Here is a 21,964-nt window from a genome sequence, read left to right as displayed (position 1 = left end):
CCTGATGGACGAGGCCCTGCTCCGGAGCCTCACACCCCGCGTGCTCGGGGTCCTCGTCCGCCGCGGAGCCGACTTCGCGGCGGCCGAGGACGCCGTACAGGACGCGCTGGTCGAGGCGGTCCGCGCCTGGCCGGCCGACCCGCCGCGGGATGCGAAGGGCTGGCTGGTCACCGTGGCCTGGCGGCGGTTCCTCGACGCGACCCGGGCGGACGCCGCCCGCCGCCGGCGGGAGGACCTCGTCGACGAGGAGCCGCCGCCCGGGCCCGCGCCCGAGGTGGACGACACGCTCCAGCTCTACTTCCTCTGCGCCCACCCGTCGCTGACGCCGTCGTCCGCGGTCGCGCTCACGCTGCGCGCCGTCGGCGGGCTGACCACCCGCCAGATCGCCCAGGCGTACCTGGTGCCCGAGGCGACCATGGCGCAACGCATCAGCCGGGCCAAGCGCACCGTCTCCGGCGTGCGGTTCAACCAGCCCGGCGACGTCGCGACCGTGCTGCGCGTCCTGTACCTGGTCTTCAACGAGGGCTACTCCGGCGACGTCGACCTCGCCGCCGAGGCCATCCGGCTCACCCGGCAGCTCGCGGCCGCGATCGACCATCCCGAGGTGGCGGGGCTGCTCGCCCTCATGCTGCTCCACCACGCCCGGCGCGCCGCCCGGACCGCGCCCGACGGCAGCCTGGTGCCGCTCGCGGAGCAGGACCGCGGCCGGTGGGACACCACGTCGATCGCCGAGGGCGTCGAGATCCTGCAGGCGGCCCTCGCCCGCGACCGGCTGGGCGAGTTCCAGGCCCAGGCCGCCATCGCGGCACTGCACGCCGACGCGCCCACCGCCGAGGAGACCGACTGGGTGCAGATCGTCGAGTGGTACGACGAGCTCGCGCGCCTGACCGACAGCCCGGTCGTCCGGCTCAACCGCGCGGTGGCGGTCGGCGAGGCCGACGGACCGCGCGCCGGCCTGGCGGCGCTCGGGGCGCTGGACGACTCACTGCCCCGTCACGCGGCGGTGGCGGCGTACCTCCACGAGCGCGACGGTGACCTGGCGACGGCGGCACGGTTGTACGCCGAGGCGGCCCAGAAGGCACCCAACCTCGCCGAACGCGACCACCTGACGCGCCAGGCCGCCCGGCTCAACGCCCGCGGGCGTCCCTGAGGGGGCGGGGCTGGAGGGCGGACCCGGTCACCCGCGGCCGGCCGCCGGAAGGTGGTGCCGGCAGCGGCGGTGCTTCAGGAACGGCCAGCGCGCGGACGCTGCGTGGCGTGCCAGCGTTCGATCAGCGCGGGCATCTCGCCGAGCATGTAGCTGTAGAAGTCGCGCATCTCAGCGAGGCGGCGCCCGGCGAGGGTCTCGGTGCCGGCGGTGGCGATGCCCTCGTCGGCGGCCCGGGTCATCAGGTTCAGGGCGTCGTTCTGGCTGGACATCAGGGTGGCCCAGGCGCCGTCGCGGAACCGGAAGTGCTCCCTGCGGCTGCCAGGGGCCGGAACCCGCTCGATCATCCCCATGCTGATGAGGTTCTTCAACGCGCCGGACATCGCCCCGGAGCTGACGCCGAGTTGTTCGCCGATCTCGCCGGCTGTCAGTGCCTCCTGCTGGGTGAACAGCAACGCCGCCATCACGCGTGCGGTCATCCGCTGCAGCCCGTACTGGATCAGGGTCAGCGCGAAACGCTCGGCAGCCCGGGTCAGGTCATCGCTCACCACCACACTGTAACCAACATCAGAACACTCTGAGTGTTTACAGATTTCTGAAAACTCAGTACGGTCGACGCATGGATGACGTGATCGTGCTGGACCGCCTGGTCAAGACCTACGGCCGCCAGCGCGGTCTGGCCGGCCTCGACCTGCGGGTGCGTGCCGGTGAGGTGCTGGGCTTCCTCGGCCCGAACGGGGCCGGCAAGTCCACCACGATTCGTCTGCTGCTCGACCTGATCCGTCCGACGAGCGGCGCCGTCCGGGTCCTAGGGCTGGACCCGCGGGCCGACGCGGTCGCACTGCACCGCCGGGTGGGCTACCTTGCCGGGGATTTCGTCGTGGACGGCCGGCAGACGGTCGGCGCCTGCCTGCGGTTCCTGGCCGGGCTGCGCGCCGGTGTGCCGGCCGGGCGGATCGACGTGCTGGCCGAGCGCCTGCACCTGGACCTGTCCGCGAGGATCAAGAGTCTGTCGAAAGGAAACCGGCAGAAGGTCGGCCTGGTCCAGGCGTTCATGCACGAGCCGGAGCTGCTGATCCTGGACGAACCCACGTCCGGGCTGGACCCGCTGGTGCAGCAGACGTTCCTGCAGATGGTGTCCGAGGCGGCGGCGAACGGCCAGACGGTGTTCATGTCGAGCCACGTCATGGCCGAGGTCCAGGCGGTCGCCGACCGGGTCGCGATCATCCGGGACGGCCGGTTGGTCGCACTCGACACGGTGGCCGCACTGCGTAGCCAGGCGGTCCGCCACATCGAGATCACCTTCGCCGGACCGGTGACCGCGGACGCGTTCGACACGGTGCCCGGCGTGACCGGGCTCAGCGTGCGTGGCACCGTGCTGCGCTGCCAGCTCGACGGCAGCCCCGACGCGCTGCTGCGCGCGGCGACCCGCGAGCACACCGTGACCGGGATCCTCGCCACCGAACCGCAGCTGGAAGACCTCTTCCACCACTACTACGCAGGAGCCCCGCGTGCTGCCTAACGTGCTCACCAAGACCCTGAGCGACGACCGGCGGGTCCTCACCGGCTGGACGGTCGGCGCGACCCTCGCCGCCATCACGTACGCCAGCTTCTACCCGCAGATCTCCGGCGGTCAGATGGCCGAAGCCGTCGCCGGTTACCCCGAGGCGCTACGCGAGGCGTTCCGCCTCGACGACCTGACCTCCGCCGCGGGCTACCTCGGCTCGTCGGTGTTCGGGCTCATCCTGCCGCTGATCGCCATGTTCTACGGCGCCGCGACCGGCGCCCGCGCCATCGCCGGCGACGAGGAATCGGGGCGCCTGGACCTGATCCTCGCGCACCCGGTCAGTCGGACACGGCTCGTCCTGCATCGTTTCGGCGCGCTCAGCGTTGGCGCGCTGGTCATCGCCTTCGCGATCTTCCTCGGCATGCTCGCCATCCGGGACAGCGCCAAGCTGACCGACGTCACCGTCACCGAGTTCGCCGCACAGTGCCTCAACCTGGCACTGCTGGGCATCGTGTTCGGTGCCCTCGCGATCGGTATCGGCGCCGCCACCGGCAAGCGGGGCTTGGTGTTCACGGTCACCGCCGGGATCGGCGTCATCGCCTACGCGCTGCACACCTTCGCCGGGCAACTCGGTGCCGACAGCGGCAGGCTGCTGTCGCCGTTCCACTACTACATCGGGGGCGAGCCCCTCGAGAACGGCATCCAGTGGGTCGACGCCTCGGTGCTGCTCGGCGTAGCGCTCGCACTCGTGGCCGTGGGCACCGTGTGGTTCAACCGCCGCGACCTGAACACCTGAGGCATCCTTGCTCACGGTGACCTTGGTGTCCCGGTAGAACCGGCCGGCCCGGCTGTCCGGGGCGCAGCCGGCCGCACCGAGGACCTGTACGGCCGCGCCGGCGACCAGGGCGGCGGTGCGCGCCGCCGCGTACTTCGCCGCGACCGTGTCGGCGATCGCGTCGGGGGCACCGGCGGCCCGCCATCGGGCGGCCCGGGCGGCGAGCTCCCGCGCGGCGGCGGTGTCCACCGCGGCCCGGCCCAGCAGCGCCCGTACGGTCTGGTGTTCGGCGAGCAGGGTGTCGCCCTGCCGACGGGTGAGGACGTGCCCGGCCATGTCCCGCAGGCACGCCTCGGCCATCCCCACGCAGCCCCAGCCGACCGTGAACCGGCCGTGGTCCAGTGCGGTGGCGGCGACGTGCGACAGGCCGAACCCGGGCGGGGCGACGCGGTTCGTCGCCGGGACCCGTACGTTGTCGAGCCGGACGTGGGCCAGTTGGGCGGCCCGCAGGCCGAGCTGGCACATCCGGGCACGTGGCCGGGTGCTCCGTCCGGTCGACGCGGCTCGATGGATCTCGGGTCGGTCGGGTAGCCGGCCGGTGAGGAATATGGGGGCCGTTCCCCGTACCGGTCGCCGGGGCCGCGGTGACACTCTCGTTGCTGTCCGTCAGCAACGAGTTTCCTGGAGTGGTGCGCATGGACGAGCGGATACGGGTGCAGGTCATCGCCGTCGACCCGGCGGTACGCGTCGGCGTCGACGACATGGTGCGGGTGTGCCCGGAGCTGACCGTGGTGGCCGACCGGCCGGACGTGGTGCTGATGGTGACCGACGAGGTCAGCGACGCGGTCCTGGTCCTGTTGCGCTCGCTGTCCCGCGCCGGCCGGCGGGTGCTGCTGGTGACCGACACGCTGCGGGAGCCGGACGTGGTCGAGGCCGTGCAGGCGGGCGCCGGCGGGCTGCTGCGCCGCGGCGAGGTGCGCCTGGACCGGCTGCGTCCGGCGATCCGGGCGACGGCTGACGGCAGCTTCACCGTGCCGTCGGACCTGCTCGAGGCCGGCGACCGGGAGCCGGAACGGCCGCCGGCCCGGCAGCTCACCAAGCGGGAACGGACGGTGCTGCTCATGCTCGCCGACGGGCACGAGACCGAGGAGATCGCCCGCTCGCTGGCCTACTCGGTCCGTACCGTGACCGGCATCGTGCACACGATCACCCACCGGTGGCAGGTGCGCAACCGGGCGCACGCCGTGGCGTGCGCCCTGCGCGAAGGGCTGATCTGAGTCAGATCAGCCCGTGCCGGATGGCGTACGCGGCCGCATGGACCCGGTTGGAGACCTGCAACCGGGCCATGAGGTCGTAGATCAGGTTCTTCACGCTGTGTGGTGAGCAGCGCAGCTCCCGCGCGATCCCCGCGTTGTCGTACCCCTCGGCGACGAGTTCGAGCACCCGGAGTTGCTGGGCGGTGAGTACGGGCTTCGACTCGTTCCTCATGATCGCCTCCTGGCCGTGTGGGCGTGGTGTGACCTACCACCCCAGGCTAGGAACGCACTCGGCGCCCGCTCATCGGGCCGCCGCACCCAGATTGCCGGCCGGCGCCCCCGCATTGTCCACACCGGAGGCCCGGGCCCACTGCCGGGCCAGCTGCCCGACCGCCTGTTCGGGCCGGCGCACCGCCGCGGTGAGGATTCCGGCGAAGCCGTCGGCGATCGACGCCGCCCGGTCGGCGGTGAAGAGTTCGCTCTGGTATTGCAGCCACCCGGTCAACCGGGTCCCCTCCTCCCGCACGGTGAGCAGCAGGTCGAACGGGGAACCGCCCTGCCCGTGCCGGAACGGCTCGGCGGTGACCCCGGGGAGCCGGAGCCGACCGGTCAGGTCACCGAGAAGTTGGCAGGCGACCTGGACCACCGGGTTGTGGCGCAGGTCGCGCTTCGGCCGCAGCGCCGTCACCAGCCGGTCGAAGGGGAATCCCTGGTGCCGGTACCCGGCCAGCGCCAGGTCACGTACCTGGAGCAGCAGGTCGGTGAAGGCCGCCCCGGACGGGCAGGGCACCCGCAGGGCGAGGGTGTTGGCGAACATCCCGATCGCGTCCTGGGCCTCCTGCGTGTCGCGGTTCCCCGTGAACGTGCCGATCACCAGGTCGTCGCGGGCGGCGAGGTGTCCGATCAGGACGGTGAACGCGGTGAGCAGCACCATGAACGGGGTCGAGCCGGTGGTCCGCGCCAGCGTCCGCACCGCGGCGGTGGTCTCCGCCGACAGGCCGAACCGGACGGTGGCCCCGCCCTGCCGCAGCCGCGCCGGTCGGGGCAGGTCGGTCGGGAGGTCCAGGGTGGGCGGCGCGCCGGCGAGGTGCCGGCGCCAGTGGTCGAGGTCGGCCGGGTCGGCCGGCGGGGGCGGGGCCGGCGGCAGCGGGTCGGCGGCGCCCGCGTGGCCCTGGCGGCGCCGCGCGTACGCCTGGCAGAGGTCCCGCCACAGCACGTCCATCGACCAGTCGTCGGCGATGATGTGGTGGATGGCGGCGGCCAGGACGTGCTCCCCGGGGGCCAGCCGCAGCAGGGTGACCCGGAGCAGTGGCCCCTCGGCGAGCGCGAACGGCACGGCGGCGAGCCGTTCGACGGCCACCTGCGCCTCGGCGACGTCGGCCACGGTGCGCACCTCGACCGGCACCCGGGCGTCCGGCCCGATCTGCGCGTACGGGACGCCGCGCCGGGCCCGGAAGGTGGTCCGCAGGGCGGGGTGCCGGCGCACCGTGTCCGCCAGGGCGGCGCGCAGCGCGTCGACGTCGACCGGTCCGCGCAGCCGGTAGGACTCGACCATCGTGTAGGTGGTCGACCCGGGATCGAGCTGGTCGGCGAACCAGATCCGCTGCTGGGCGGCGCTGAGCGACCCGTCGGCGCCGACCTCCGGCGCACCCGGCGGCAGGGTCCCGCCGGCTGCGGCGCCCGCGCCGCCCGCCGGGCCACCCCCGGCGCCGCCCGCGACGAGTTCGGCCACGGTGGCGGTGAGCACGTCGGCGGGGGAGAGCGACCAGCCCCACAGGTGGCGGACGCGGGAGCAGACCCGGGCGGCCGCGAGGGAGTCGCCGCCCAGCTCGACGAAGGTGTCGTGCACCCCGACCGGCCCGGTGCCGAGCGACTCGGCCCAGACGCCGGCGAGCCGGCGCTCGTCGTCGGTACGCGGGTCGACCCGCTCCCCGTCGGCGAGCCGGCGCCCGTCGGGTGCGGGCAGGGCCGCCCGGTCCAGTTTGCCACTCGGGCTGGTCGGCAACGCCGGCACGGCCATGAACACCGACGGGACCATGTACCCGGGCAGCCGCTCGGCGAGGTGGGTCCGGAGCACCCGGACGCCGGGGACGGTGCCGGCCACCACGTACCCGACGAGCTGCTCGGCGTGCACGGCCGTGGCGGCGGCCCGCACCCCCGGCACGGTACGCAGCGCGGCGTCGATCTCCCCGAGTTCGACCCGGTGGCCCCGGATCTTGACCTGGTGGTCGACCCGGCCCAGGTAGTCCACCGCGCCGTCGGGCAGCCGCCGGGCCAGATCCCCGGTGCGGTACAGCCGGGAGCCGGGCGGGCCGAACGGGTCGGGAACGAACTTCTCGGCCGTCAGCCCGGGCCGGCCGAGGTAGCCCCGGGCGAGCTGCACCCCGGCCACGCAGAGTTCGCCGACCTCCGCTGCTTCGCCGCGGTCGTCCAGGATGTGGGTGCGGGTGTTCGCCACCGCGTGGCCGATGCTGACCGGCTCACCGGCCCGGCAGCGCGACCCGGTCACCTCCACCGCCGTCTCGGTCGGGCCGTAGAGGTTGAGCAGCTCGCACCCGATCAGCTCGTCGGCTTCGGTGACCAGGTCCGGGGCGAGCTCCTCGCCGCTGCAGACGATCCGGCGCAGGGTGGGCAGGCGGGCCCCGGTGGCGCGGACCTCGGCGAGGAACGCCCGCAGCATCGACGGTACGAAGTGGACGTTGGTGATCCCGTGCCGGTGGATCGCGTCGATCAGGTAGGCCGGGTCGCGGTGGCCACCCGGGCGGGCCATCACCAGCCGCGCGCCGGCGGCCAGGGTGCCGAAGAACTCCGGCACCGAGACGTCGAAGCTGTACGGGGTCTTCTGCAGCACCCGGTCGTCGGGACCCAGCGGATGCGCGTCCAACCCCCAGCGGATCCGGTTGACGATGCCCCGGTGCGGCATCACCACGCCCTTGGGTCGGCCGGTGGACCCGGAGGTGTAGATGACGTACGCCGGGTGTTCCGCGTCGACGGTGACCCGCGGTGCCCGGGCCGGCCAACCGGTGGTCTCCCGGTCCACCGACACGGTGGTGACGGGCCGGTCCGACCCGGCGGGAACCGGCAGGTCCGCGTCGGCGACCACGGTGTCCAGCCCCGCGTCGGCCACCATGAAGGCGATCCGCTGGGCCGGGTACTCCGGGTCCAGCGGCACGTAGGCGGCCCCGGCGGTGAGGACGCCGAGCAGGGCCGCCACCATGTCGCCGCCCCGGTGCAGGCACACCCCGACCCGGGACTCCGGGCCGACGCCCCGGGCGAGCAGCAGGTTGGCGAGCTGGTTGGCCCGTCCCACCAGTTCGGCGTAGCTGAGCCGTCCCCGCTCGGTGAGCACCGCCACGGCGTCCGGGGTGCGCGCCGCCTGCCCGTGCACCAGCTCGTGCAGGGCCGGCTGTCCCGGATAACTCCTGGCGGTGTCGTTCCACGGTGCGACGCCCGGCTCAGTCGGCATCCGGGTCCTCCGGCGCGATGGTCAGGAAGTCCGGCAGCCGGGTGCCGACGCCGTCCCGTTCCGCCGTGCGCCGCACCAGCTCGGCCACGGCGAGGTCGAGCACGCCCAGGCCGAACGGCGAGTAGACGGTGACCCGTTCCGGGTCGTGCCGCCAGCCGGCGCCGCCCAGGATCTCGCCGATGCCGGCGGCGATGAAGGCCCGGTCGCCGGTCTCCTGCTCCGCCAGGTGCAGCGAGGTGGCCGCCCGGCAGACGTGGTCGGCGTCGTCGACCACGTTGACCGCGGTGCGGATGTCCGCCGGGAAGATGTCGCGTAGCGACAGGTGCAGCACGAGTGCCCCCGGCCGGCAGTGTGCCAGCCCCAGGTGCGGTACGCCCGCCGTCGTGGCCAGGCAGACCAGCGGGTGGGCGGCGAGCGCCTCCTCGACGTCGCCGGCGACGCTCACCTTCAGGTCCCACCGCGCGCAGCGCCGGGCGAACGCGGCGGCCCGCCCGGCGTCCAGGTCGAAGAGGGTCACCTCGGCCAGACCGGGCAGTGCCGCCCGGAGGAATCGCAGCACCTCGAAGTTGATCACACCGCAGCCGACCAGGGAGACGCCGCCGGCTGGCGGGGCGAGGGCGCCGGCGGCCAGGGCGGCGCTGGCGGCCGTCCGCCGGGCGGAGATCGTGGAGCCCTCGATCAGTGCGACGGGGTGGCCGTCCGCCATCGAGTTCATGACGATCGCGGCGGAGGCGCGGGCCACCCCGCGGTCGATGTTGCCGGGGAACGACGAGATCCACTTCATGCCGGCGACGGGGGAGTCGTCGCCCAGGTACGCGGGCAGTCCGATGATCCGGTTGCGGGCGTCCTCCGGGAACCGCAGGAACACCGAGTGCGGCAGCACGGTACGCCCCTGCGCGTGCAGGACGTAGGCGCGGCGGACCGCGTCCAGGACGGTGTCCTCGCGGCCGGCCAGGATCTGCCGGACCTCGCCGGCGGAAACGATCAACATGGCGGTACGTCCATGGGCTGGTCCCTCCACAGGTGGGTGACGTCGCCGAAGTGCCCGGTCACCCAGTCGTCGTCGTAGATCGTGCTCAGGTAGCGCTCACCCCGGTCCGGGAAGATCAGCGCGCAGGTCGCGCCGGCCGGAATCAGGTCGCGCAGCTGCTCCAGGGCGGCCACCACCGCGCCGGACGAGCCACCGGCGAGGATGGCCTCCCGGCGGGCCAGCCGTCGGCACCCGGCCACGCAGTCCAGGTCGTCGACGTGCACCACCTTGTCGGCCAGCCCGTCCCGGTAGAGCTTCGGCCGGATCCCCGCGCCGTGGCCGGGGATGAGCCGCTTGCGCGGGCTGTAGTCACCGAAGATGGCGCTGCCCGCGGCGTCCACCGCGACCATGGTCAGCGCCAGTTCGTGCCGGCGCGCGTAGTCGGCGCAGCCGCGCAGCGTGCCGCAGGAGCTGGTCGCGCAGAACAGGAAGTCCAGCGGGGTGGGCACCCCCTCGACGATCTCCCGCATGGTCGTCTCGTGGGCGCGGGGGTTCAGCGGGTTGGCGTACTGGTCCGGCCACCAGGCGTTCGGGATGGTGGCGACCAGTTCCTGGACCCGGCGGATCCGCTGCGGCAGGTACTCGCCCGTGGCCGGGTCGGTGCGGGTCACCACCTCCACCTCGGCGTCGAACGCGCGCATGACCGCGATGTTCTGCGCGTTCGTGCGGGGGTCCACCACGCAGATGAACCGGATGCCGAAGTAGCGGCACACCTGGGCCAGCCCGATGCCGAGATTGCCCGAGCTGGACTCGACCACCACCGACCGGCCGGGTTGCAGCTCCCCGGCCCGGAGCCGGTCGATCAGCATGCCCAACGCCGAGCGGTCCTTGATGCTGCCGCCCGGGTTGTGCGCCTCCAACTTCGCCCACAGGGTGAACGGCGCGTCCGGCATGAGCTTGTCCAGCCGCACCAGTGGGGATCCGCCGATCGTGTTCAGCACCCCGCCGACGTCGGTCTCATCGGCCCGCATGTTCGCTCCCGCTACGGGGACCCGTAGCGGCCCGCAGGGTGGTGCCGGGAACGGTCGCGGTGCCGGGGACCGCCTCGGCCGGGTCGTCGGTGGTGCCGAGCATCCGGTTGGCCTCGTCCACCATCACCACCCGGGGCGAGTACCCCTTGGCGTCCGGGTCGATCATCGCCGCGTAGCTGATGATGATGACCAGGTCGCCGGTGTGGATCAGCCGGGCCGCGGCCCCGTTGATCCCGATGACCCCGCTGCCGCGCTCCCCGGCGATGACGTACGTCTCCAGGCGGGCACCGTTGTTGATGTCCACCACGTGCACCTGCTCGCCGGGGATCAGGTCGGCGGCGTCCATCAGATCCTCGTCGATGGTCAGCGAGCCGACGTAGTGCAGGTCGGCCTGGGTGACCACCGCGCGGTGGATCTTCGACTTGAGTATGGTGCGCAACACCTTCAGCTCCTCCTTGGGTGCTCAATGGGCAGAAAGCCCGCTCGGCGTACCGAGCGGCTCAGCGTCGCCAGGGCGGCGAGCAGGACCATCCAGACGGCCATCGACCACGCCGCGTGCGTCGGTCCGAGCGACTCCAGCAGGTAGCCCCCGACCAGGGAACCGAGCGCCACCGCGCCGTTGGCCAGCAGGCTGACCGCGCTGAGCACCCGGCCCTGGATGTGGTCGGGGGTGAGGGCCATCTGGTGACCGGCGACCGCGACGTTCCAGATCGGCCCCACGAACCACATCAGGGCGTACGCGGCGCCGATCAGGTAGCGGTCGTCGGTGACCGCGATGACGCAGGTCATCAGCGCCCACACCCAGTTCGCGGAGATGACGATCGCGCGCATGGAGAACCGCCCGGCGCACCAGGTCGCCACCAGCGAACCGGCCACCCCGCTGGTGCCGGCCACGCCGAGCAGCAGGCCGATGGCCGCCGGGGCCGCCCCGGCGGCCTCGAACGCCACGATGATGATCAGGAACAGGACGCGGAACAGCAGGTTGCTGCCGGCGACCAGCAGGGTGGCCATCCGCAGGAACGGCTGCCCCCACAACCAGCGCAGTCCATGGGTGAGTTCGGCGGCCAGTTTCCCGGCACCGGGTTCGGCGCCGGGCGCGCCGCCCGGTGCGGCCTGGAAGTCGCGGCGGATGAACAGCAGCGTCAGCAGGGAGACCAGGTAGGAGACCGTGTCCAGCACGAACGGCCAGATCCGCCCCAACCCGAACAGCACGCCGCCGAGCGGGGTGCCGGCCATCACCGCGGCCCGCTCGCGGGCCTCGTTGCGCGACAGCGCGGTGGTCACCTGACTCGGGTGCACCAGGTTCGGGATCGCGGCACCGGCGGCCAGCTCGTACCCGACCGACAACGTCCCCTCGATGAAACCGACGGCCAGCACGTGCCACAGGTGCAGCTCGTCGACGGCGATCGCCGCCACGATGCTGCCCACCCCCAGCGCCCGCAGCACGTCGCACCAGATCATCACCCGCTTGCGGTCCCACCGGTCCACCAGCGCCCCGGCCGGCAGCTGGAACAGCAGCGTCGGCACCAGCGCCACGAAACCGGCCAGCCCGGCGGCGCCCGGCGAGCCGGTCAGCGCCAGCACCAGCAGCGGGTACGCCACCAGCGACGCGGTCGAGCCGAGCATGGAGACCGCCGACCCGCTCCACAGCAGCAGGAAGTCCCGGTTGCGGTGCAGCGGCGGGATCCGCTCCCCGCGTACCGGATCGTCGACCCGGCTCACCGGTCACCGCCGATGCGGCGGCGACCGGCGGGGCCCCCGCGCGGGGTCACCGGGCACCCCGGCGGGCGGCGACGTCGGCCAGCCGGTTCCGGGCGGTCAGCCTCGGCACCGCCGGCCGGTCGTCCAGCTTCGGATAGCCGGGCAGCGCCCCGACCAGCCGGGCGACGGTGGGGTGGTCGAACAGGGCCCGGACCGGCACGTCGACGCGGAGCAGGGTACGCAGCCGGACCGCGACCCGGGTGGCCAGCAGCGAATGCCCACCGACCTGGAAGAAGTTCTCGTGCACCCCCACCTCGTCGGTGCCGAGCACCTCGCCCCACACCTGCGCGACCGTCCGCTCGTCGGCGGTCCGCGGCGCCACCCGCACGGTCTCCTCCCGGCCGCCGGCCCCGGGCCGCGGCACCGGCAGGGTGTTGCGGTCGACCTTGCCGGTCGGGGTGAGCGGAAAGGCGTCCAGCGGCACGTAGGCGGCCGGGCACATGTAGTCCGGCAGGGTACGCAGCAGGAACTCGCGCAGCTGCTCGCCCGTCGGCGCCGGGTGCCCCTCGCCGCCGACCAGGTACGCGACCAGCTCCTGCGCCCCGCCGATGCGCTGCGGGTGTACCACGGCGGCCCGGACGTGCTCGTGGGCCAGCAGCGCCGCCTCGATCTCGGCCGGCTCGATCCGGTGCCCCCGGATCTTCACCTGGTGGTCGACCCGGCCGAGGATCTCCAGGTGCCCGTCGGCGTGCCAGCGGGCCAGGTCACCGGTGCGGTACATGCGGGCCCCCGGCGCCGCCGAGTGCGGGTCCGGGACGAACCGCTCCGCGCTGAGCGCGGGCCGGCCCCGGTAGCCCCAGGCCACCCCGTCGCCGCCGATGTGGATCTCGCCCGGGACGCCGACCGGCACCGGCTCCAGCCGCTCGTCGAGCACGTAGAGCCCGGCGTTCGGGGCCATGCCGAAGTCGACGGGCCGGCCGTCCGGAGCCAGCCGGGTGGTGGTGGACCAGACCGTGGTCTCGGTCGGCCCGTAGATGTCCCACACGGTGGCGCCGGTCGAGGCGAGCCGGACCGCCAGTTCGGTCGGCAGCTTCTCGCCGCCGCAGAGGACGGTCGCACCGGCCGGCGCGGACCAGCCGGAGTCGAGCAGCATCCGGTACGTCACCGGGGTGGCCTGGAGCACCGCCGGCGCGGCGGTGTGGATCAGCTCGGCCATGCGCTGCGGGTCCCGGGTCTGCTCCGCGTCGGCCACCACCACCCGGCCGCCGACCAGCAGCGGCAGGTACAGCTCCAGCACCGAGGGGTCGAACGACACGGTGGTCAGGCCGACCACGGTGGCCCCCGCCGGCAGGCCCGGCCGTTGCCGCATCGCGGCGAGGAAGTTGCCCAGCCCCCGGTGGCTGATCATCACCCCCTTCGGGGTGCCGGTCGATCCCGAGGTGTAGATGACGTATGCCAGGTCGTCGGCGGACGGTCGGTCGGCCAGCCGCTGCTGCGGACGGGCGGCGATGGCGGCGTGCTCGGCGTCCAGCAGCACCGTCCGGATCCCGGCGGTGTCCAGCCGCCCGGCCAGCGCGGTGTCGGTCACCATCACCTGCGCGCCGGCGTCGGCCAGCATGAAGGCGGTCCGCTGCGCCGGGTAGTCGGGGTCCAGCGGCAGGTACGCGCCCCCGGTGGCCAGCACCGCGAGGAACGCCACGACCAGGTCCGCGCTCCGGTTCAGGTGCACCCCGACCAGCGTCCCCGGCCCGACGCCCAGCTCCCGCAGATGGTGGGCGAGGCGGTTGGTCCGGCGGTCCAGCTCGGCGTAGCTGAGCACGTCGTCGCCGAAGACCACCGCGTCCGCGTCCGGGGTGGCCGCCGCCTGCCGGGCGACCAGCTCGGGCAGCGTCCCGTCCGGGACCGGCAGCGGCCCGCCGGCGCCGAGACCGAGCAGGAGGTGCCGGTCGGCCTCCGGCAGCCCGCACCGGCGCGGGTCGCCCGCCGGGTCGGCGACCATCGCCTCCAGCACCCGCCGGTAGCACCGGGTGACCAGGTCCAGGTGGTCGTCGGAGATCCGGTCGGTGCCGGCCTCGATGATCAGCTGACCGGGCTCGCTGGACACCGACAGGCCGAACTCGTTCGGGGTGGTGTCGGTGATCGCCGACCGGTCGATGCCGCCCAGGTCGAGCACGTGCATGTCGGTGTAGTTGAAGAAGATGTCCACCAGCGGCTTCTGGTCGCCCCACTCGCGTTGCATCGCGGGCAGCGGGTAGTGCCGGTGCGGCCAGAGCGCGACCTCCCCGGCGAAGACCAGGCGGGCCTGCTCGGCCCAGCTCGATCCGGTCAGCTCCACGGCGAACGGCACGGTGTTGAGGAACATCCCCCGCACCTGGTCGCCGTCGGTCAGCTCGGGCCGTCCGTTGCAGACCAGCCCGGTGTGGAAGCGCCGCTGCCCGGTCACGACCCCCAGCGCCGTCAGGTGCGCCGTGAACAGCAGGCTCTTCAGGGGTACGTCCGCCGCCCGGGCCAGCTCCCGCAGGCCCGGCATCAGGTCGGCGAAGGGCAGCCGCACCGCCCGGTACCGGGCACCCTCGCCCGCCCACGCCGCCGGGACGCTGAGCCGCTCGTGGGTCAGCACCCGGGACGCCCAGAACTCCCGGTCCACCCCGGCGGCCACCGCCCGCCGCTCGAGCGCCACCGCGTCGGCGAACCGGACGGCCGGCTGCGGGGCGGGCCGCGGGTCCTGCCCGTCGCGGATCCGGCGGTGGTACGCCAGCAGCTCCGGCACCAGCGAGTTCTGGCTCCAGCCGTCGAGGATGGCGTGGCTGTAGCTGACCAGCAGTCGCCACCGGTCGTCGCCCAGCTGGTAGGCGTGCAGCCGCAGCAGCGACGGCGTACCCAGGTCGAAGCGGTCCCGCCGCTCCTCGGCGACCAGCCGGGCCACCGTCGCCTCCTGCTCCGCGACCGGTACGCCCCGCAGGTCGGTGTGGCCGACCCGGATCTCCGCGGTCGAGTGGATCAGCTGGAGCGGCTCGCGGTACCCGGTCAGGTCGACCGAGGCCCGCAGGATCTCGTGCCGGACGGCGAGCAGCTGGGCGGCGGCGCGCAGGGCGGGCAGCGAGAACGCGTCGCCCTCGATCGGGTAGCAGAGACTGTTCAGGTAGAGCTCGCCGGTCGGATCGGCGAGCATCTCGTACGCCATGCCGGCCTGCACCATCGACAGCGGGTACGCGTCGACCACGCCCTCGGGCAGTCGGGCCCGGTCCTCCTCGGAGATCAGCGCGAACCGGTCCACCAGGCGGGTGGCCTCGGCCGGCGGTCCGCACTCCCGGGCGTCGACGGCCTCGGCGAGTTCGGCGACCGTCCGGTAGCGGAAGAGGTCCGCGACGGTGAGGTCGAGCCCCCGGTCGCGGAGGTTCCCGACGACCCGGATGGCGCGGATGCTGTCGCCGCCGATGTCGAAGAACCGGTCGTGGATGCCGATCGGCTGGGTGTGGCTGGTGAGGGCCTCGGTGTAGGCGGTGGCGATGAGGTGCTGGGTGGGGGTGCCGGGCGGGACGTGCTCGGCGGTCCGCGCGGCGTGGCCGTGGGGAGGGGGGAGGGCCTTGCGGTCGATCTTTCCGTTGGCGCTGAGGGGGAGTTCGGCGAGGGTGGTCCAGTGGGTGGGGACCATGTACTCGGGCAGCCGCGCGCGCAGGTGGGCGCGCAGGGTGCCGGGGTCGACGGTGTGGCCGTCGGCGGCGGTGAGGTAGGCGGCGAGTTGCCGGTCGTCGGTGGGGCCGTGGGGGTGGACGACGGCGGTGTGGACGGTGGGGTGGTCGGCGAGGGCGGTCTCGATCTCGCCGAGCTCGATGCGGTTGCCGCGGATCTTGACCTGGTGGTCGAGCCGGCCGAGGTACTCGATGGTGCCGTCGGGGCGCCACCGGGCCAGGTCGCCGGTGTGGTAGGCGCGTTGGCCGTCCGGGGCGGGGGTGAAGCGCTCGGCGGTGAGGGCGGGTCGACCGTGGTAGCCGCGGGCGAGCTGGACGCCGGTGAGGAGGAGTTCCCCGGGGACGCCGACGGGGACCGGGTTGTGCCACGGGTCCCGGATGTGGGCGCCGGTGTTGGCGATGGGCGCGCCGATGGTGACGGTGCGGCCGGGGTGGACGGGGGTGGCGGTGACGTCGACGGCGGCCTCGGTGGGGCCGTAGAGATTGTGCAGCTCGACGTCGAGGTGGGTGTGCACGGCGATGGCGAGGTCGTCCGGGAGGGCTTCGCCGGAGCAGATGACGCGCCGCAGGTGGGGCAGGGTGGTGCGGGTGGTGGCGAGGTGGGTGGTGAAGGCGCGGAGCATCGAGGGTACGAAGTGGACGGTGGTGACCTGCCGCCGGTCGATGGTCTCGGCGAGGTAGGTGGGGTCGCGGTGCCCGTCGGGGCGGGCCATGACGAGGGCGGCGCCGGTGGTCAGGGGCCAGAAGAACTCCCAGACGCTGACGTCGAAGGTGTGCGGGGTCTTCTGCAGGACCCGGTCGGTGTGGTCGAGGCGGTAGGTGTCCTGCATCCAGCGGAGCCGGTTGACGATGGCGCGGTGGTCGATGAGGACGCCCTTGGGGCGGCCGGTGGAGCCCGAGGTGTAGATCAGGTAGGCGGGGTTGCGGTCGTCGGTGCTGACGCCGGGTCGTCCGGCGGGTTCGTCGGCGAGCGTGGGGTCGTCGAGGTGGACCCGCGGGCCCGGGTGCCAGTCGTGCTGGTCGGGGGTGTCGACCAGGGTGACGGGGCTGCCGGTGTCGGTGAGCATCCAGCGGAGCCGGTCGACCGGATGGGTGGGGTCGAGTGGGAGGTAGGCGGCGCCGGTCTTGAGGACGGCGAGGAGGGCCACGGTGAGGGCGACGCGGCGCTGCGCGCTGACGGCGACGATCCGTTCGGGGCCGGCGCCGAGGGCGATCAGCCGGTGGGCGAGCTGGTTGGCGCGGGCGTCGAGCTGGGCGTAGGTCAGCTCGTGGTGCTCGTCGAGCACGGCGACCGCGTCGGGGGTGGCGTCCGCCTGCGCCTCGACCAGCCGGTGGAGCAGGGTGTCGCCGGGGTGGTCGACGGCGGTGTCGTTCCAGGCCGCGAGTTGGGCCGTTTCGGTGTCGGTGAGCATGGGCAGCCGCGTGACCGGGGCGTCCGGGTCGGCGACGACCGCGGCCAGCAGTTGCCGGTAGTGCCCGGCCAGGCGCCGCACGGTCGCGCCGTCGAACAACGCCGTCGCGTACTCGACCACGGCGGAGAAGGAGCCGTCCGCCTCCTCGGTCATCTGCATGGTCAGGTCGAACTTGGCGGTGTGCCAGAGCGTCGGCACCTGCCGCGCGTGCAGCCCCGCCCCGGCGAAGTCGGCCGCCGAGGCGTTCTGCATCACGAACATGGTCTGGAACAGCGGGTTGCGCGACAGGTCCCGCTCCGGGGACAACGCGTCCACGATCCGCTCGAACGGCACGTCCTGGTGCGACTGCGCGTCCAGCACCGCCTCCCGGACCCGGGCCAGCACCTCGACGAAGGTCGGCTCGCCGGAGAGGTCGGTCCGCAGCACCAGCGTGTTGACGAAGTACCCGATCAGGTCCTGGACCTCGGGGCGGGTACGCCCGGCGGCCGGGGTGCCCACCGCGACGTCGGTCTGCCCGGTGTAGCGGGCCAGCACGACCTGGAACACGGCCAGCAGCACCATGAACGGGGTCGCCCGGTGCTGCCGCCCGACGGCGGCGAGGGTGCCACCGAGGTCGGCCGGCACGGTGAACGGCAGCGTCGCGCCCCGGGGGTCCTGCACCGGCGGGCGGGGCCGGTCGGTCGGCAGCTCCAGCGGCACGAGGCCGGCCAGCCGGTCGCGCCAGTGGTCGAGCTGCGCGGTCAGGCCGGCCGCCCGGTCCCGCTGCCGCACCGCGAAGTCCGCGTACTGGATCGGCAGCGGGGCGAGCGGGGACGGCTCGCCGGCGGCCAGCGCCGGGTAGAGCGCGCCGAGTTCCCGGGCCAACACGCCGACCGACCAGCCGTCGAACGCGATGTGGTGGACGACCAGCACCATGACGTGCTCGTCCTCGGCGAGCCGGACCAGCCGGACCCGCAGCGGGGCGTCCCGACCCAGGTCGAACGGAACGCTCGCCTCGTCCCGGAGCAGCGAGTCCAGCAGCTCCCGCCGCTGCGACGGGACGCAGCCGCGCAGGTCGGTGACCGGCAGCTCGACCGGCTCGGCCGGGCCGACCACCTGGCTCGGCCGGCCGTCCACCACCTGGTAGCGGGTCCGCAGCACCTCGTGGCGCCGGACCACCTCCCGCCAGGCGTCGCGCAGGGCCACCGGGTTCAGCGCTCCGGTCAGCCGCCAGCTGAACGGCACGACGTACTCCGCGCCGCCGGGCCGGATCTGGTCGAGCAGCCACACCCCCTGCTGCGGATAGGACAGCGGCAGCGGACCGGCCGGCCGCTGCGGCGCGTCCGGGGTGGCCCGCGACCGGTCCGGGGCCCGCCCGGCCAGCAGCGCCTCCACCAGCGCCCGACGGCGGGCGTCGGTCGAGGTCGGGGGCGGGGTGCCGGTGGCGGGGACCGGCGGGGTGTGCGCGGGATCCGGGGCGGCGCCACCGGGAGCCGCAGCGGGGACGGATCGGGACGGACCCTCGGGACTCTTCACTCCTTGCCCACCTGCGCCAACATCGTCTCCAGTTCGGACTCGGACATCTCCGCCACCCGTTCCTCGACGGCCTCCTGGAGCACCGTCGCCAGCTCTGCCACGGTCGGTGCCTCGAAGACCGCGCTGACCGGCAGGTCGACCGGGAACCGTTCGTGCAGCAACGCGACGACCTGGGTGGCCAGCAGCGAGTGACCGCCGAGGTCGAAGAAGTCGTCGTGTATCCCGCAGCGGTCGATGCCGAGCACCTCGGTCCACACCTCGGCGACGGCCTGCTCGGTGGGGGTACGCGGCGCCGTCGTCGGCCCGTCGGTCACCGGCCCGGCCGGGGCGGGCGCCGGCAACCGCCGACGGTCGACCTTTCCGCTGCCGGTCACCGGCAGGTGGTCGAGGGTCACCCAGCTCTGCGGGACCATGTGCTCCGGCAGCAGCTCGGCCAGGTACGCGCGGACCGCCCGGTGGTCGGGCGGCTCCGGGCCGGCCGGCAGCAGGTACCCGACGAGCTGCGGGCCGCCGACCGCGCCGTGGTGCACGTCCACCACGGCGGCGCGGACGGCCGGGTGCCGGCCGAGCACCGCCTCGATCTCGCCCAGTTCGATCCGGAAGCCCCTGATCTTCACCTGGTGGTCCAGCCGGCCCAGGTACTCGATGCTGCCGTCGGGCAGGTACCGGGCCTGGTCCCCGGTGCGGTACACGCGCTGCCCGGGCCGGTCGGCGAACGGATCGGGGACGAAGCTGGCGGCGGTCAGGCCCGGCCGGCCGAGATAGCCCCGAGCGAGCTGGACCCCGGCGAGCACCAGCTCCCCGGGCTCACCGACCGGTACCGGCCGCAGCTCGCCGTCCACGATGTACGTGCGCGTGTTGGCCACCGGCCGGCCGATGGTCACCGCCTCGCCGGGCAGGCAGCGGGTGCTGGTCACCTCGACCGCCGCCTCGGTCGGCCCGTACAGGTTGAACACCTCGCAGTCGAGCCGGTCGTGCGCCGCGGCCACCAGGTCCGCGGGGAGCGCCTCGCCGCTGCACAGCACCTGCCGCACCGACGGCAGGCTGGTGCGGCCGGCGGGCAGCACGTCCAGGAAGGCGCGCAGCATCGACGGCACGAAGCGGATCGAGGTGACCCGCCGCTCGGCCACCACCCGGGCCAGGTACGCCGGATCGCGGTGCCCGCCGGGACGGGCCATCACCAGGGTCGCCCCGGTGGTCAGCGGGGAGAAGAGCTCACACACGGAGACGTCGAAGCCGAAAGGCGTCTTCTGGAGCACCACGCCGCCGTCGGCACCCTGGGCGTCCGGCCTCCAGCGCACCCGGTTGACGATCGACAGGTGCTCCACGACCACGCCCTTCGGGCGGCCGGTGGAGCCGGAGGTGTAGATGACGTAGGCGGCGTTGGTCGGGCCGGCGACCGGCTCCGGGTCGTCGTCCGGCAGTCCCCGGTGGTCGTCGTCGACCCGGACCGGGGCGCCGGTGGCGGCGGCCAGCGGCCCGTGGTCGACACCCGGGCCGGTGACGACGGTCGCCGCCTTGGAGTCGGTGAGCAGGTAGCGGATCCGGTCCGCCGGCTGGTCCGGGTCCACCGGCAGGTAGGCGCCGCCCGCCTTGAGCACCCCCAGCAGCGCGACCACCAGGTCGACCCCCCGGTGCAGGCACACGCCCACCACCGACTCCGCGCGCACCCCGGCTGCCCGCAGCCGGTGGGCGAGCCGGTTGGCCTCGCGGTTCAGCTCGGCGTAGCGGACGGTCCGCTCGTCGGACACCACGGCGATCGCGTCCGGGGTACGCCGTACCTGCTCCTCGACCAGCTCGTGCAGGCACTGGTCGGCCGGGTACCCGACCTCGGTGTCGTTCCACTCCGTCGGGACCCGGTGCCCGTCGGTCGCGGTCAGCTTCGCCATGGCGGTCACGACTACCGGCCCGCCGCCTGCTCCATACGCCGGCGCAGGCTGAGCGGGCGCATGTCGGTCCACACCTCGTCGATCCGCTTCAGGCACTCCTCGCGGGTGCCCTCGGTGCCCTCCGCGCGCCATCCCAGCGGCAGCTCCCGGTCACCCAGCCAGATCGAGTACTGCTCCTCGTCGTTCACCACGACCCGGTACGCGCGCTCATCGGTGTTCTCGTCGGACATGCCGGCTCCTCATCGAGAAAGGGCAGCCGTGTCGTACGACACGACACTGGTCCCACTGCCGGTCACACCCTGCCGGGACGCCATCGCCGGCCGTAGAGAAGAACCGGCAGAAAAACGCGTACGAGCCTTGCCGGGGATTCTCTTTCTGACCCGTGCCTCAGCGGAGAGGCTGGGCCCTGCCGCGCAACCGCCAGCCCAGCGGCCGACAGGAGAAGCGATGAGTACGCCCCGGATGACGGTGCCGCCGCTGCCGCGCGGGTCGGCCGAGCAGGCGCTTCCGTTCGTCCTGACCGCCGGCACGCCGGGGGAGCCGATCGCCGGGCGGCTGGCCGCCGACCGGGCCGCGATCCGGGCCCGGCTGCGCGAGCACGGGGCCGTCCTGCTGCGCGGGTTCGACGTCGGCGGGGTGGACGGCTTCGACGGGGTGGTCCGCGCGCTCTCCGGACAGCCGTTGGACTACGTCGAGCGTTCGTCGCCCCGCAGCACCATCAAGGGGCAGGTCTACACCTCGACGGACCATCCGCCGGCCGAGGAGATCTTCCTGCACAACGAGAACTCCTATCAGGCCGACTGGCCCATGGTCCTGTACTTCCACTGCCTGCGTACGCCGGCCACCATGGGCGCCACGCCGCTCGCCGACACCCGCCTGGTGCGCCAGGCCATCGACCCGGCGGTGTGTGACGAGTTCGTCGCCCGGGGCTGGATGGTGGTGCGCAACTTCCACGAGGGCTTCGGCGTGCCCTGGCAGCAGGCGTTCAACACCGACGACCGGGACGAGGTGTCGCGCTACTGCGCGCGCAGCGGCATCGAGGTGGAGTGGACCAGCTCGGGGCCGCGCACCCGGGCCCGACGCGCCGCCATGCACCGGCACCCGGGCACCGGCGAGCTGCTCTGGTTCAACCATGTGACCTTCTTCCACGTGACCACGCTGGCCGGGGAGGTCTGCGCCGGGCTGCGGGAGCTGTTCGACGAGACCGAGCTGCCCACGAACACCTACTACGGCGACGGCGGGCGGATCCCGGACGACGTGGTGGCCCACCTGCGGGACTGCTACCGGGCGGCCCAGCGGCGCTTCGACTGGCAGTGCGACGACGTGCTGGTGGTGGACAACATGCTCGCCGCGCACGCCCGGGAACCGTTCACCGGCGACCGGCGGATCGCCGTGGCGATGGCCGAGCCGTACCGCGCGGCGCTCGCGGCGGCCGGCAGCGCCCCGGGCTGACCGTCGTCGGTGTGCCGGAGGGTCCTTCGCACACCGGACCGACGGGCGGCCCGTTCCGCACCCATCCCGGCACGGCGGCGGCGTCGCCCACCCGGCAACGGCAACTCCCCACGGCATCGCAGCGATGCCCGGCCTGGACACGGAGGCGAAG

Annotated in this window: 15 protein-coding genes and 1 pseudogene; 5 read left to right on the top strand and 11 right to left on the bottom strand. The window is 73.7% G+C overall.

Annotated elements, in window-relative coordinates; all coding sequences use genetic code 11:
- Positions 1-4 precede the first annotated feature (4 nt).
- A complete protein-coding gene (locus AB0G08_RS02105; RefSeq protein ID WP_358081815.1) occupies positions 5-1,150 on the top strand; it encodes a DUF6596 domain-containing protein in 1,146 nt (381 codons plus the stop codon).
- Between the two features lie 74 nt (positions 1,151-1,224).
- On the opposite strand, the gene AB0G08_RS02100 is transcribed toward AB0G08_RS02105, so the two are convergent.
- A complete protein-coding gene (locus AB0G08_RS02100) occupies positions 1,225-1,695 on the bottom strand; it encodes a MarR family transcriptional regulator (protein ID WP_358081811.1) in 471 nt (156 codons plus the stop codon).
- A 71-nt stretch (positions 1,696-1,766) separates the two neighbouring features.
- Here AB0G08_RS02100 and AB0G08_RS02095 point away from each other — a divergent pair, with 71 nt between their 5' ends.
- A complete protein-coding gene (locus tag AB0G08_RS02095) occupies positions 1,767-2,669 on the top strand; it encodes an ABC transporter ATP-binding protein (protein WP_358081808.1) in 903 nt (300 codons plus the stop codon).
- Positions 2,659-3,450 (top strand): ABC transporter permease subunit, encoded by a 792-nt coding sequence (locus AB0G08_RS02090; protein WP_358081805.1) that lies wholly within the window; start codon positions 2,659-2,661, stop codon positions 3,448-3,450. Before AB0G08_RS02095 ends, AB0G08_RS02090 begins: the two co-directional genes overlap by 11 nt.
- 27 nt (positions 3,451-3,477) lie before the next feature.
- Here AB0G08_RS02090 and AB0G08_RS02085 read toward each other — a convergent pair.
- Positions 3,478-3,954: pseudogene (locus tag AB0G08_RS02085) on the bottom strand (acyl-CoA dehydrogenase family protein); the annotation flags it as partial.
- 170 nt (positions 3,955-4,124) lie between these two features.
- On the opposite strand from AB0G08_RS02085, the gene AB0G08_RS02080 reads away from it, so the two are divergent.
- On the top strand, positions 4,125-4,706 hold the full coding sequence (locus tag AB0G08_RS02080; RefSeq protein WP_358081802.1) for a response regulator transcription factor: 582 nt from the start codon (positions 4,125-4,127) through the stop codon (positions 4,704-4,706).
- Position 4,707: 1 nt separating this feature from the next.
- Here the strand turns inward: AB0G08_RS02080 and AB0G08_RS02075 are convergent, their stop codons facing one another.
- From AB0G08_RS02075 to AB0G08_RS02035, 9 genes are all read right to left on the bottom strand, one after another.
- Positions 4,708-4,917, bottom strand: a complete 210-nt coding sequence (locus tag AB0G08_RS02075; protein WP_358081800.1) for a helix-turn-helix transcriptional regulator — start codon at positions 4,915-4,917, stop codon at positions 4,708-4,710.
- A 69-nt stretch (positions 4,918-4,986) separates the two neighbouring features.
- A complete protein-coding gene (locus AB0G08_RS02070; RefSeq protein WP_358081797.1) occupies positions 4,987-8,151 on the bottom strand; it encodes an amino acid adenylation domain-containing protein in 3,165 nt (1,054 codons plus the stop codon).
- Positions 8,141-9,142: a 2,3-diaminopropionate biosynthesis protein SbnB gene (gene sbnB, locus AB0G08_RS02065; protein ID WP_358081794.1), complete on the bottom strand. Its 1,002-nt coding sequence runs from the start codon at positions 9,140-9,142 to the stop codon at positions 8,141-8,143. Before sbnB ends, AB0G08_RS02070 begins: the two co-directional genes overlap by 11 nt.
- Positions 9,136-10,152 carry a 2,3-diaminopropionate biosynthesis protein SbnA gene (sbnA, locus tag AB0G08_RS02060; RefSeq protein ID WP_358081790.1) on the bottom strand — a complete coding sequence of 339 codons (1,017 nt, stop codon included), beginning with the start codon at positions 10,150-10,152 and terminating at the stop codon, positions 9,136-9,138. The genes sbnB and sbnA overlap by 7 nt, the downstream gene beginning before the upstream one ends.
- Positions 10,139-10,594, bottom strand: a complete 456-nt coding sequence (panD, locus tag AB0G08_RS02055; RefSeq protein WP_358081788.1) for an aspartate 1-decarboxylase — start codon at positions 10,592-10,594, stop codon at positions 10,139-10,141. The genes sbnA and panD overlap by 14 nt, the downstream gene beginning before the upstream one ends.
- A 2-nt stretch (positions 10,595-10,596) precedes the next feature.
- Positions 10,597-11,874 (bottom strand): MFS transporter, encoded by a 1,278-nt coding sequence (locus tag AB0G08_RS02050; protein WP_358081785.1) that lies wholly within the window; start codon positions 11,872-11,874, stop codon positions 10,597-10,599.
- A gap of 46 nt (positions 11,875-11,920) precedes the next feature.
- Positions 11,921-18,472 carry an amino acid adenylation domain-containing protein gene (locus AB0G08_RS02045; protein WP_358081782.1) on the bottom strand — a complete coding sequence of 2,184 codons (6,552 nt, stop codon included), beginning with the start codon at positions 18,470-18,472 and terminating at the stop codon, positions 11,921-11,923.
- Entirely contained in the window at positions 18,469-20,361 is a 1,893-nt protein-coding gene (locus tag AB0G08_RS02040; RefSeq protein ID WP_358081779.1) for an amino acid adenylation domain-containing protein, read from the bottom strand. The genes AB0G08_RS02045 and AB0G08_RS02040 overlap by 4 nt, the downstream gene beginning before the upstream one ends.
- Before the next feature lie 11 nt (positions 20,362-20,372).
- Entirely contained in the window at positions 20,373-20,591 is a 219-nt protein-coding gene (locus AB0G08_RS02035; protein ID WP_091630286.1) for an MbtH family NRPS accessory protein, read from the bottom strand.
- Between the two features lie 217 nt (positions 20,592-20,808).
- On the opposite strand from AB0G08_RS02035, the gene AB0G08_RS02030 reads away from it, so the two are divergent.
- Positions 20,809-21,813, top strand: a complete 1,005-nt coding sequence (locus tag AB0G08_RS02030) for a TauD/TfdA family dioxygenase (RefSeq protein ID WP_358081775.1) — start codon at positions 20,809-20,811, stop codon at positions 21,811-21,813.
- The last annotated feature ends 151 nt before the right edge of the window (positions 21,814-21,964 follow it).

Origin of the sequence: Micromonospora sp. NPDC023644, from assembly GCF_040640115.1 — a bacterium.
Taxonomy (GTDB): domain Bacteria; phylum Actinomycetota; class Actinomycetes; order Mycobacteriales; family Micromonosporaceae; genus Micromonospora.
Note: the sequence above shows the minus strand (reverse complement) of the source record. Positions and strands in the feature narration are given on the sequence as shown.

Excerpts from the sequence above, each read along its gene's own strand:
- sbnA (WP_358081790.1), bottom strand. The coding sequence starts at position 10,152 with ATGCGGGCCGATGAGACCGACGTCGGCGGGGTGCTGAACACGATCGGC.
- AB0G08_RS02070 (WP_358081797.1), bottom strand. The coding sequence starts at position 8,151 with ATGCCGACTGAGCCGGGCGTCGCACCGTGGAACGACACCGCCAGGAGT.
- AB0G08_RS02030 (WP_358081775.1), top strand. The coding sequence starts at position 20,809 with ATGAGTACGCCCCGGATGACGGTGCCGCCGCTGCCGCGCGGGTCGGCC.
- AB0G08_RS02080 (WP_358081802.1), top strand. The coding sequence starts at position 4,125 with ATGGACGAGCGGATACGGGTGCAGGTCATCGCCGTCGACCCGGCGGTA.
- sbnB (WP_358081794.1), bottom strand. The coding sequence starts at position 9,142 with ATGTTGATCGTTTCCGCCGGCGAGGTCCGGCAGATCCTGGCCGGCCGC.
- AB0G08_RS02105 (WP_358081815.1), top strand. The coding sequence starts at position 5 with ATGGACGAGGCCCTGCTCCGGAGCCTCACACCCCGCGTGCTCGGGGTC.
- AB0G08_RS02075 (WP_358081800.1), bottom strand. The coding sequence starts at position 4,917 with ATGAGGAACGAGTCGAAGCCCGTACTCACCGCCCAGCAACTCCGGGTG.
- AB0G08_RS02035 (WP_091630286.1), bottom strand. The coding sequence starts at position 20,591 with ATGTCCGACGAGAACACCGATGAGCGCGCGTACCGGGTCGTGGTGAAC.
- AB0G08_RS02095 (WP_358081808.1), top strand. The coding sequence starts at position 1,767 with ATGGATGACGTGATCGTGCTGGACCGCCTGGTCAAGACCTACGGCCGC.
- AB0G08_RS02040 (WP_358081779.1), bottom strand. The coding sequence starts at position 20,361 with ATGGCGAAGCTGACCGCGACCGACGGGCACCGGGTCCCGACGGAGTGG.